Source organism: Paraglaciecola chathamensis S18K6 (assembly GCA_000314955.1).
GTDB lineage: Bacteria > Pseudomonadota > Gammaproteobacteria > Enterobacterales > Alteromonadaceae > Paraglaciecola > Paraglaciecola chathamensis.
Window position 1 is genome coordinate 50201 of record BAEM01000037.1, and the last position, 12333, is coordinate 62533.

Annotated in this window: 9 protein-coding genes; 3 read left to right on the forward strand and 6 right to left on the reverse strand. The window is 45.2% G+C overall.

Features of this window, described 5'->3' with window-relative positions; all coding sequences use genetic code 11:
- The first annotated feature begins 112 nt into the window (after positions 1-112).
- Positions 113-2854 carry a serine/threonine-protein kinase gene (locus tag GCHA_RS14195; protein WP_007989371.1) on the forward strand — a complete coding sequence of 914 codons (2742 nt, stop codon included), beginning with the start codon at positions 113-115 and terminating at the stop codon, positions 2852-2854.
- Between the two features lie 10 nt (positions 2855-2864).
- On the opposite strand, the gene GCHA_RS14200 is transcribed toward GCHA_RS14195, so the two are convergent.
- The 4 genes from GCHA_RS14200 to GCHA_RS14215 all read right to left on the reverse strand — a co-directional run bounded on the left by GCHA_RS14200 (position 2865) and on the right by GCHA_RS14215 (position 8386).
- Positions 2865-4289, reverse strand: a complete 1425-nt coding sequence (locus tag GCHA_RS14200; protein ID WP_007989372.1) for a DUF1302 family protein — start codon at positions 4287-4289, stop codon at positions 2865-2867.
- A gap of 183 nt (positions 4290-4472) precedes the next feature.
- Complete coding sequence (locus GCHA_RS14205) at positions 4473-5345, reverse strand: outer membrane lipoprotein-sorting protein (protein WP_007989373.1); 873 nt, start codon at positions 5343-5345, stop codon at positions 4473-4475.
- Positions 5345-7684: an efflux RND transporter permease subunit gene (locus GCHA_RS14210; RefSeq protein ID WP_007989374.1), complete on the reverse strand. Its 2340-nt coding sequence runs from the start codon at positions 7682-7684 to the stop codon at positions 5345-5347. Before GCHA_RS14210 ends, GCHA_RS14205 begins: the two co-directional genes overlap by 1 nt.
- Positions 7685-7966: 282 nt before the next feature.
- A complete protein-coding gene (locus GCHA_RS14215) occupies positions 7967-8386 on the reverse strand; it encodes a hypothetical protein (protein ID WP_013754558.1) in 420 nt (139 codons plus the stop codon).
- A 165-nt stretch (positions 8387-8551) separates the two neighbouring features.
- Between GCHA_RS14215 and GCHA_RS14220 the strand changes: the two genes are divergently transcribed.
- Together GCHA_RS14220 and GCHA_RS14225 are read left to right on the forward strand one after the other, a co-directional pair.
- Positions 8552-9331 carry a class II glutamine amidotransferase gene (locus tag GCHA_RS14220; protein WP_007989378.1) on the forward strand — a complete coding sequence of 260 codons (780 nt, stop codon included), beginning with the start codon at positions 8552-8554 and terminating at the stop codon, positions 9329-9331.
- 1 nt (position 9332) lies between these two features.
- On the forward strand, positions 9333-9650 hold the full coding sequence (locus GCHA_RS14225; protein WP_006990612.1) for an NIPSNAP family protein: 318 nt from the start codon (positions 9333-9335) through the stop codon (positions 9648-9650).
- Here the strand turns inward: GCHA_RS14225 and GCHA_RS14230 are convergent, their stop codons facing one another.
- Together GCHA_RS14230 and GCHA_RS14235 are read right to left on the reverse strand one after the other, a co-directional pair.
- A complete protein-coding gene (locus GCHA_RS14230) occupies positions 9651-10250 on the reverse strand; it encodes a peptidoglycan-binding domain-containing protein (RefSeq protein WP_007989380.1) in 600 nt (199 codons plus the stop codon).
- A gap of 79 nt (positions 10251-10329) precedes the next feature.
- Positions 10330-11850 carry a choice-of-anchor L domain-containing protein gene (locus tag GCHA_RS14235; RefSeq protein WP_007989382.1) on the reverse strand — a complete coding sequence of 507 codons (1521 nt, stop codon included), beginning with the start codon at positions 11848-11850 and terminating at the stop codon, positions 10330-10332.
- Positions 11851-12333 lie beyond the last annotated feature (483 nt).

Genomic DNA, 12333 nt, shown 5'->3' on the forward strand with positions numbered 1-12333 from the left:
CTGAAAAGTGAAATAGAGTTGCATAATTTTAGCACAGGAATAGACTAATTTTTAATCATTAGATACTCATCTAGCGTTCCGTTAATACATTTTGCGTAAAGGACTAAAGCAAATGAACAGCAACGAATGGCAAACAGTACAAGACATTTTTCATCACGCAATTACTCTGCCTGTAGAGCAACGCGGCACTTACATCGACCAGCAATGTAAAAATAACTCACATTTACATCAAGAAGTGACCTCATTATTAACGCACCATGAGAAAAGCACCGAAATTGATTCCATCATCGATTACGCCGCGCATTGTGTTGTAAACCAAACTTCGCAAAAAATAGGCGATGTGGTTGACCGTTATCGACTGATTGAGATGATTGGCCAAGGCGGGATGGGCGATATCTACCTAGCAGAAAGAGCGGACGAACACTACACACAACGCGTGGCAATAAAAATTAACCGAAACGCGCTTACAACAGCAGATAGAGCATCACGCTTTAAAACTGAACGACAGATATTAGCGAACCTAGAACACCCTAATATCGCACGCCTGCTCGATGGCGGCACAACTGAAACAAATCAGCCTTATTTAGTCATGGAATACATTGAAGGCACACCTATTGACCTTTATTGCCAACAAAAAAAACAGGGCCTGCATGAACAGTTAAGACTTTTTCAAAAAGTATGTGACGCCGTCCAATACGCTCATCAACACTTGGTTGTGCACTGTGATTTAAAACCCTCAAACATACTTATCACCATGGACGGTGAGCCAAAGTTACTCGATTTTGGCATATCCAGATTGCTTGACCAGCAAGAATCTAGCGACGGCGAACAAAGCCTTGAGGCAAGCGAGGCTGAGCGTTTGCTTAGCCTACATTATTCGAGCCCAGAACAAATTTGTGGCGATCCTCTGTCCACCAGCACTGATATTTATTCATTGGGGGTCATTTTATACAAACTACTGACACAACAACTGCCTTATGAGCACGTTGCAGACAAACTGCACGACGCCATTGTCGAATTTACGCCTGCTCCGCCAAGTCAGTTGTTAACCCGCAATAAATCGACGCTTGGGAATTCAACGCAGGTTGAGCCTAGCGTGATAAAAGCCAAGGATATCGCGGGTGACCTAGATGCTATATTGCTAAAAGCCCTGCATAACAGAGCTTCTTTGCGCTATAAAAGTGTTAGCCAGTTTTCAAATGACCTTGAGCGCTTTGTTAACCACTACCCTGTAACAGCGCACCGTAATTCTTGGGTCACGCGCAGTAAAAAGTTTTTGCGCCGCAACCGTCTTTCAAGCTCGCTGGCGGCTTTCATTCTTATTACTATGACCACCACAAGTAGCGCCATATTTATTCAGTCTCAGCGTATTGCACTCGAGCGTGATATCGCCGAGCAGGAGCGCGGTAAAGCGGTTGCTATCACTGACTTTTTGCACAACATGTTTTTTTCTATTAACCCAGATAAGGCCCAAGGCGAAGTCATAACAGTGCGACAAATTTTAGACAAAGCCAGTGAAAAACTAAACCAAGATGACAGCCACACGCTATTTTCACAACCTTTAATTGAGGCCTCTGTAAGGCGCACTATTGGCGACATATATTTCCGTTTAGGGGTGATCCATCCGGCTATTGGACACTTAGAAAGAGCGTTGACACTGCATCGAGAACATCAAACTGACGACGCTGAGTTCTATCGCGTACTTAGGGCATTGAGCAATTCTTATAATCGCGCAGACAAATTTGATCTGCAGCGCCCAATTTTAGAAGAGTCAATAGAGGTCGCCAAACGTATCTTTGGTGAGCACGATGAAAAAACTTTGGGTGTTATGTCTAACCTAGCAGGGTTATATAATGATACCGGCAATTCGTTTATGGCCATCAATCTGCACAACGAAATATACGATAAAAGTTTAAACGCCCTAGGCCCAGCGAATATTGTCACCATTCTTGCAATTACCAGTCTTGGTGCTGATTACTATGCCTTAGGGGATTATCAAAAAGCCGAGGAATACTTCCAACAAGGTCTAGAAGCCTGCTTAAAAGAGTGGAACGAAAACCACGGATTAGCACTGTATAACTTGGCCGGCGTTGGTTATGTGCTGGAACGCTTAGGTCAATTTGAAGCCGGGTATGCCCCTACTAAAAAACGCTTAGAGCGCGCAATACACGTCTTGGGAGAACAACATCAAGACACACTTGACGCCAAACTCAGTATGGGCCGAATCCATCTCGGATTAGGGGAGTATTCCCAAGCAGAAGCACTGTTTAATGATATTTTGACTGCTTTGCCAAAACGAGCAGGCGAACTTCACGCCCTTAACTATGTCACCCGTTTCGCGTTAGCTGAGCTATATCTAAAAACTGACCGCGCAGCTCAAGCATTACCGCTAGCACAGAGCACATTAACACTCGCTAAAGATGTATGGGCAGATGACAACTTAAAGATTTTGTTTGGCACCCAAGTATTGGCTGATGCTCTGGCCGCCAATCAAGAATACCAAAACGCCATTACCCATTATCAACACATTTTAATCAGTCGCCAGCAGAGCATTGATAAAGAACAGCAACAAAACAAACGGTTGGAAATCGAGCACCTGCAAGTCAAATATATTGAGGCGTATTATGCCCATTTAGGTTTAGCACGGGCCTACCTAGCCCTTGAGCAAAACGCGAATAGCACTGAACATTTACGTAGCATAGTACGCTTAACACAGGCCCACCCACGTATGACGGCAACCGAACTACCATGGGTATTAACATCGTTACTAACTGAATACGAAGGCTCAGGCAAAACGAAGCAGGCATCGACGATCCGCGCCCAGCTCGTTGCTTTGGACCAACGCCGGCCCTAGCGCCCTATATTTAAAAAGTATACTTAACGGATACCCACCAGCGCGAGGCATCCTTAAATTGACCAAACTGGCCGTTTGGATCTCCAAACAGCCAATCAATCCCCGTTTGAAATTTCAAGTTGTCGTTATAGTCGTATACCAAGGCAGGACGCAGCGTACCATCGCCTTGATTCACACTGCCAATCAGCTCGGTTTTAAAAAGTAATCGCTCGTTAAAGAAACTGCGCTGGGCCCTCAAGGTGAGTAGTGTATCGGTAGCAGGGCGGACCAAATTCAGCTCTTCTTCTCGAATATGGTCTACCACTAACTGAGCATTCACAAACCAATTTGCCGGTGCTCGCCAGTCGACTCCCCCTCCTATCAGCATCCGCTTTGCCCGCGCCTGCATTAAGGGCTGCTCACCGAGCACGTTCAAAGGTTGGTCGGGTATATAGGCAAGCTCCATCCGCCATACTAGTGCACCTAGCGTGACATCATAAGTCGCCCCGAGTACGGTGCGGCGCAAGTAATCAAAGCTAACATTTATCGGTAGACTCGCCACCATCGCTTGGCGCAGTTGAATGACAGGATCAGTGTCAGGCCCCCGATATAACATGACTGACATATCCCCCTCACCTAGGCTATGCCCAAATTTAACCCCTGCAGTACTTTGGTTAACGGTATGCTCTCGTTTGGGAGTTTGTATTCTTAGGGCCTGCGCCAAATCAACGGTTGGCGCTTGCCCCTCAAGACCTAAATCTGCAACTGATAACCCCCCGGTAAAACGGGTTGAGGATAAAAAGAAAGTATCGCCAATATTGGCCTGCTGCGTACTCGTACCATCAAATGCTAATGAGGTATCCACGTGCCAGCCATCCAATTTACTGCGCCAACGTATCCCCCACCTAGCGATACGCTCAGGGCGCATATCGGTTAAGACAAAATCACGGCGACGCACGGGATCGAAACGATCAGTCACTTGTACGCCATCTAATACTCCCCAAGGGGTAACCTGCTTACCGATGACCACACTAGCTCCCCGTTTGCGCCACATTAAAAATGCCCGGGTCAGCTCTATACGGGCATCGGTGCTATCCAAAAGGGGCTGATTTAAAGTAGCGAAGTTGTCAGTACTGCCTAGCCCAGTTTTGCTAAAGGCAACTTGAGAAAGGGTATCAAGTTGAGCGCTCCATTGCCGATTTAACCGCAACGTATGCCGAGAAGCCAAGCTCACTCTGGACAAATCTAAGTCAGAGTGTTTCAAATTCAGCGCCGCGCGATACTCTAGCGACACTTGGCTTGATTGTACTTTTACCTCAGCCTTAACGAGGGGTGTATACAGCCCGCCGAGGCCAACAAAAAGACCAAATAAAAGGCTCAGCAACGAGCAACCAACTTGGTTAATCACCCTTTGCTTAAGATACTGATGCCGATAAACATGTGACTGAATCTTCATGATATTCCTTGCTATTTAATCCCTTCGCGTTTGTTCTTTTCAGTGGCGTGCGCTTCACCCTTGAGCGCTTTAGCTTGAAGCTCGCTGCCTCTGAGCTGTTCATTTTTGACTCCCCTGCCTTAAGCTCATCTTGTTTATTTCCCCTGCCTTCTGCCCCTAATACAACATATGCGCTAACGCCTGTTACAACCCGGAAATACTCGGTACGCCATAACTCAACTCATCAGCAGTCAAAATACTTTGTGGTAAATCTGGAACGTGCTTAACATCGCTTAGCACTACATCCGTCTTATGCGCGAGCTGAGCATTGGTGACTGTGAAATGCGTTGCTATCCAGGCATCTGATACGCGCTCTAAACGTTTTACAGAAATGGTTTTCAGCGGTATGCCATCTACGTCTGTGTAATTTATTTCTAACGGGAAGTAAGTGTCAGGGTCGACACGAGCTACAAAGCTGCTGTATCCCAGCTCTGACGCTTTACTGCTCGATTTGGTGACGCCTTTTAAAACCAAATAACGCTTTTGCTCTACGATTTGCTCTTCGCCTAGGGCAAAGTCCCAGTCTAATAAGGTGAATTTGAAGTTGTCTTTAATATCGCCGTAGGTCAGATCTGTGCCCATAAAGTAGTCACCTTTGCTCGAGGCGGGCAGTTTACGAACGCGATCAGTGGCCGGTAAATACAGCCAATTCTCATCACTGCCTGATACCTTGTCATAACTTAAAAATCCGGTATTTTGCAGCGCAGCCGGTGCAGTAAAATAGATCCCTATTTTGGTATCGCCTTGATGAACAGAATGAACAAATAAAGCAGAGCGTTTTCGCACGCCTCCTGAATCATTGTGCAAGGTAAAGTGCATATTCCCTGCTCGCCCATCGTTAGCCGCTCTTGTTAGCACCTTATTCGCTAATTCTAGGGCCGACATTTGGTTATTTTCCTGTGCTGAAACAGGCTGAATAAAAAGCCCACAGAACAGCCAAATACTGATTTGAATTAGGCTTGTACGCGCTCTTTTATGGCTTGTGCTTTTTAGGTTTGCGACGTTGAATAATTTCATTACACACTTCCTCTTACGTTAATCACATATGGCGTGGGTGCACACAGGGCATAACAGGCAGGGATCACTATGATCGCGCCTAACAGACTGCCGATAGACGCTGATGCAACCAGTGCCCCAAACCACTGCAAAGGCGGCGCAGAGCTTAGACAAATAACCCCTAAAGCGAACGCCAAGGCGACAGCTGAAAACACACACGCCCGAGCAATGACTACATAGTGCCCACTGAAAGCGGCTCGAGGCGCTAATCCTTTTTGCAATGACTGGCGCACGCCTGAAATAAGATGGATCGCAAAATCGACGCCTAAACCGGTTGAAATTGCCGCTGTCATGGACGTTGCTGGCGCAATATCAATTTTCAAAAGGCCCATCACGGCATAAGTAAAAAGTACGCCCGTTAGAATAGGCACCAAGCTCAACAATGCAGGCCAAAACGAACGAAATGCCAGTAGAGATGAACAAAACACAAAGGCGATAGCCAGACCTAAGCCAGTAAAATGAGAAGATGCGAGTAATTTCATCCACCCAGAGTTAACGGCCACGCGTCCACTCACTTTGGCCTCAAGTCCGAATTCCTCGGACCAGCTTTTAGCAATGTTTTCAAACTCAGAAACAACAGGGCTTACTTGACTAAAGCGGTCAGTAGTCAATTGCGCACGAACAAGGGTGTGTTGATAGGTAAAGTCGATTTCCTCTTTGAAATCTCCTGGGTCGCCCGCGGCCTCATACAAAAACATATACTGTGCCGGAGCATGCTCTGCGCTGGGTAATTCGCCAGCAGGAGCGTTTGTCAGCGCACGGTGCATAACACTCATATAGTCGCTAATAGAGGTACTTTTTGCCACAAGTGGCAACCGATCAATGCGCTGCTGTAATTGCGCTATGGCATTCATCGCCTTTGGCGTCATTAAATCTCCCGGCTCGTTGCCTGAAACCACTACATCCAAAAAGTTGAGCCCCTGCAAATGAGAGTTCAAAGTGACGTCAGCCAAACGAACCGCATCGTCGCCTTGAAAATAACGTTGGCGCTCGTAATCGAATCGGGCTTGAGTAGCAAAATAAATGAAAATGGTCAGTACCAATATCAAACTTGAAGCAGTAGTCCAAGGATGATTAAACGCATTTTGGGTCAGGCGATAAACGCCCGCATTGACCGGGCTGTCTTGTACAAACTGAGCTTGTTCCTTTGCGCCTAAGCCCAATAACAGGATAACGGCTGGCAAGGCGCTTAAACTTAATATCCAAGCGGCCATAACACCTGCTGCAGCGAACCAGCCAAACTCTGCAATTGGCTGCATAGAAGAGCCAATGGCGAGGCCAACAAACCCAGCCACTGTCGTTACTGTCGTCAAGGTAACAGGTAAGAAGGTCTGATTCAGTGTGCCAAGCAACAGCTCTGCTTTGTTTTTATCTGGTTCTAGGCGGCATTTTTCTAAGAAAAGCGTAGAAACATGCAAACTATCGGCAATGGATATCGCCATGATGATCACCGGCAATGCAGTGGTAATTAAATAGTACCTAGCGTCTAACCAGCCCATCAAACCTACAGTCATCGCAGCAGAACCCGCAATGACCAACAAGGGGCCTGGCAACCCACGCCACTCTCGCAGAGCAATAAAAATAACCAACAACGCAGTGACGATAGCCATTGGAATGAAAATACGGGTATCTTGATTGACCATTTGCGCCAGTCGCCCGTTCATTGATGCGACGCCCGTTACATGAACTTGAGCGTTTGCTGGGCGATGAGCCTGAGCAATTGCCAGCACCTGCCGATACGTTTCAGTAGCATGGTTAGCGTCTTGTACTGGTATAATTAAGGTCAGCGTGTCGCCATTTTTGGATGCGAGTAAGCCATCCATCATTGGCATGCTACGTACCCTCTCTAACGCTCGTGCAGCGCTACTTTGGGTCACAACGCCCTTGGTAAGGATCGGATCAACGATCAAATCTCCGTCATCACCATAAATAGCACTCTCAGTCAAAATACTGATCAATGCATTTTTTTTCACATTTTCTAGTTCGCGTACTTCGCGCTGAATAAGACTCAATGCTTGAATGATATCTGTGCTAAAAGCAGATTGATGCTCGTTTGCCACGATCCCCAGCACAATAGGGTCTTCTAACCCAAACAACTCTCCGGCTCTATCCCTTGCTAGTGCAGCGGGATGATCACTAGGTACAAACGCATCTACTGAGGGGTCTTTTCGAATATTTTTAAGGCCCACCCCCATAGCGATTATGAGTAATGCTGCGATCAACAAAATCCATTTTGGGTTGTGGATTACGAAGGTAAAGTAACGTTCTTTATACGTTGTTTGGGCAATGTTCGTGGTCATGATTCCTGTCCTTGTTTTAGCTGGGAAAGATTCAGTAAACGAATTACTGCCCGAGCTATCTGCCAATTGAAGAAATTTGCGACTGTGCGTTACCATGGCGAAACGTGCCATGCTCAGCGAGCCGAAATACGTCATATCTTCCATTTTTTATTGAGATAAAAGCGCTAGGGTAAACTTAGGTTTTTTTATCTCTCTTCTAATAAGCGCAATACCCGCGTAAAAACCGCCATATTATTTTTACTTTGCTGTAAATTATTTTTCGCAGCTTGAGTTACCTAAGCCTTAGGCACTAAATTTTGCACTTTTGATGGCGTGTAACCGCTGCCGACCTGCTCGATTAACAAGCTTGCGGCACAGACATAACGAGCCGAAAAGAATGCAACTGACAAACGCCATTTTAGGGGCATCTTTGAGTGCTAACTGCATCTCTGCTCGCTGCTTGTCACCCATTAAGCGACGAGCAGATTGCTTTGTACTTTGAATTTTTCTCGACCGTGCTTTCGCTGGTAATAGAATGGGGGTTACGCGGTCGTCCATGGCGTTCACTGAGGAGTAAAGCAAAACTTCACTGTCGGTGTCAGGGGCTGAAACACTATGAGGGTTTAACGTTGTTGCCAGCGCTGGCCAACTGTACAACCAAGTAGCCAATATCAGCGCATTGCAGCAAACTACCAATGGGTATCGAAGCACTAGTGAGCACATATCACACTCCTGTTAGTTAAGTCTCATTTCCTATAAGCGTGCTTAGTTAGTGATGACCGCCAAAAAATTGCGATTTAATAGTGAAGTTTGTCAATTGCTACAATTCACCCAGTTTGAGCAGCATTCGGGTTATAATTCCCCTATCAGCAATACACAGGACGAAATATGTGTGAGTTATTAGGCATGTCGGCGAATGTACCCACTGATATTTGCTTTAGTTTCAAAGGGCTAAGAGAAAGAGGCGGTCGCGTTGGTCCGCACAGAGATGGCTGGGGCGTGGCATTTTATGAGCAAAAAGGGGTGTGCATTTTTAAAGATCGCCAGCCAAGCTATGAATCCGAGATAGCTAGCTTGGTGTCTGACTACCCGATAAAGAGCACGGCCGTTATTGCCCATGTGCGCCAGGCCAATCGCGGACGTATCGGCATGGAAAACACCCACCCTTTTAGCCGCGAACTTTGGGGTAGAAATTGGACGTATGCCCATAATGGTCAATTGAGTGGCTATGCTGATTTGCCCATAGATAGATTTACCCCCGTTGGTACAACGGACAGTGAACGAGCTTTTTGCTATTTAATGAGTGCGCTAGACAACCGTTTTCCTAATCGCCCAAGTAAACGCATCTCGGCATTTAATTTTTTACAGCGTGAAGCCAAAAAACTGAACAAGCTCGGCGTTTTTAATATGCTTATCACTGACGGTGAGTATTTGCTGGCATTTTGTTCAACTAAGTTACAGTGGATCACCCGCCGCGCGCCCTTCGGTAAAGCGCATTTATCAGATATTGATGTAGATATCGATTTTGCCAAAGAGACCACCCCAAATGATATCGTCACGCTAATCGCAACAGAGCCGTTAACAGGTAACGAGAGCTGGCAGAAAATGGAACCTAACGAAGGGCAAATATTCCGCTTTGGTGAGCCCATTAAAAAAGCGTTGAAGTGAAATGGCAATCGTCGAGCTTCGTGAATATAAAATAAAACCCAATATGAAACATGCTTGGCTTAAGTGGCTAAAAGCAGAATTGTTGCCGTACCAAGTTTCTCAGGGAATGCGTATCTTACAGACGTATGTCTACGCAGATGAAAACGGCAATGATTGGTTTGTGTGGTTAAGGGAATTTGACGACGAACAAACTCGTCAGGCCTTATATGAGAAAACTTATAATCAATGGTGGAAAGATCACGTTCGCCCGAAAGTGTTTACTATGATTGAGCAAGACAACATAAAAGTGCGCTTGCTCAACCCAGTAAAACTCGTCTGATTAAGCCGATTTTTTCAAAAATAAGTTCATCAGGGTATTTTGATCTGGTACGCCAGTTTGCGCTAAACCATTATCGCGTTGAAAGTGCTTAAAGGCATCTAATGTCGCTTGATCAAAATCACTGCTGCCCATGTCTTTTAAATAGTCCATTTTGCGCAAACGCTGCTTGGCACGCTTTAGTATTTCCACATAAAAATAGCTTTTCGCGTCATTTACATCAATTGCTACTAGTGCAGACTCTGCCGGCAAACGGATAGGGAACAAGGCCTTAAGCAAGCCGTTAGTGACAGTTAGAAAATGTCTGTCTTTGCCATTTTCGCAATCTTGTTGTAGTAGCGCTAACAGCAACTCCGTTGTTTGCCAAGGTGTTGCATCATAGTTTTCAGGCTGGAAACGGTTATAGGCACTGATGTAACCTTCAAGCCAGCCTCCATAAAGATAATAATCCGTACTCTTTTGTTCTGCAGCCAGTAGAAAATTACTACACAGACGTTTTCCCGCACCTTTAACGGCAAACTTACCATCCTCGTCAGCCGCACTCGCGAGCCCAGTATGTACACTCAATAACATCGCTAGTGTAATCGCTTTAAATCTGTTCATGCTTTACTTCTCACCCTTTACAACGGAAAAACCCAGTTCGATGAATCGAACTGGGTTACTTTAATCTATTCAAAAGTGATTAAAACTTTTTTCTACGTAAAGCACATAAGCCAATTAATGAAAGGGCAAATATCGCGACCGTTCCAGGAGCTGAAACCGCGACACTGTCATCAACAAATTGGGTGATGGGTGATTGAATTACGCCAAATTGGCCGCCTTCACTAAATGCAACACCGGTAACAAACGCTAACGGATCAGTCGGATCTAAAGCGAGTTCAACGTTGATGCTGGAAATCGTGAATTCAGGCACAGGTACATCAAAGTCAAAGGTTTGCCCGCTGGTCAGCGCCACAACTTGTTCTACACCATTAACTAAATAACTGAGTAAATACCCGTCGCTGTCATTTACGCTAAGTAAGGTCGGGGCCGTCACGCTAGCAAACAAGCCGCCGTCTGTCGCTGTGTAGGTATAACCAGTGGCAACATCTGGATCTATCCAGATTGTTTCGCCAGCATCTACCTCAGGCAAGGTGAACACAAAGTCCCCATTGTCACTCGTATCATCAGGCATAATAGGGGTGAATTCAGATTCCCCACCCTCGGCATCAAAGTTACCAAAGCTACTTAGAAATATAGTGGTATCTAGTGCAGAGTCTGATGCATCCGCTAATAGAAGCGTAAAGGTGTTGCCGGTACTTCCTGGTTCAACGGGAATATCAAACTGCAAAATAGGAATACCATTTGGCGCTAACATACCGTTTAACTCTGTTCCTTCGACTGGAGCAAAATCAGGATGATTAATATTAATCAGTGCCGGTGCTCCATCGGTTGAACCGTCTGTGACTTCAGCGCTGGCTAAATTCACACCATTGAGGAACATGCCAAAACCATCAACAAACTCAGTGTCGACAAATTCTGGGAACTCTTCTGAGCCAAAGGCACCGACAAATGAGATAACCGACACACTGTCGTCTACATCAAAGGTAATGCTAAGTTCGATGGGATCGAAATGTTCCGTCTGCCCAGTAATCTGAGTTAAAAGCGCATTTTGCTCATCCGTTGCAGGGTTAGGTTCGCTTACTTCAATCGCTTCATTATCGAGTGGGCTGTTCACCTGTGTGCTTGAAGGAGTAGGCGCATTTGACGCTGAGTTTTCAGGCAGTTGTTGAGCGTTTGGCTGATCAAAACAGCTTGGGCATTCTAGTTCATTGCCATTATCTGGGGGGGTTCCAGAATTTTCATCTTCGCCTCCTCCTTCTCCTTCACCTTCACCTTCTCCTTCACCACCTGGGAAATTATTAGGGCCATCTTCATAGTGACTAACGTCACCGGTACTAAACACCACGCCACCAGCGCTAGGCAGCCCGTAAGTACCGGTACGGTTAGTGTACGTTCCTGCTTGTGCACTGAAATCAACATCGTTCATTCCACCGCTTAATACGGCGCTGGTGACGGTTACGCCACTATTAGGAATGATCAATGTATCTGAAAGAAGTGAAGCATCACTGGAAGATGTAATTTCGATACTTTGAGCAAATGAAGAGCTAAGTGCAAGTGACACCGCGCAGAATGATAATGACAATTTTTTACTTACGAACATTTCTTATTTCCTATAAATTTCGTATTGACTTCAAAAAATAATATTTCTTGGGATTCCGGTTTAGCAAGAAACGAACCACTAACATAAAAAATATAACCATTTGATTTTTAACAATAAAAACAATATTCAATTCATTCAAAATAAAAGATGTAAAAAAAGCAGACACAAAAAGTCATTACGATAAACTAAATTAATTTATCTATATAAATCATATTGATACAGAACAAGATTGGGAGAAATAGAGGATTTGGCTACAAATTCATCTCAATCAGAGATAAATAAACGTAAATTGGAATAAACACGCATCAATCAACCATGAATACGTGTTTTTCTCCAGATAATAATTCAGATTAAGTAATACCATTCCACGTTAATAAGTGATGACTCAGCGAGAGTTTAAAAGGGCTTAAACAAGGCGCATGACTGACAGCTCTTTATTAAAAGAAAACTAGTTCTCTTTCGAAGTCATGCAACGCAGTGTAA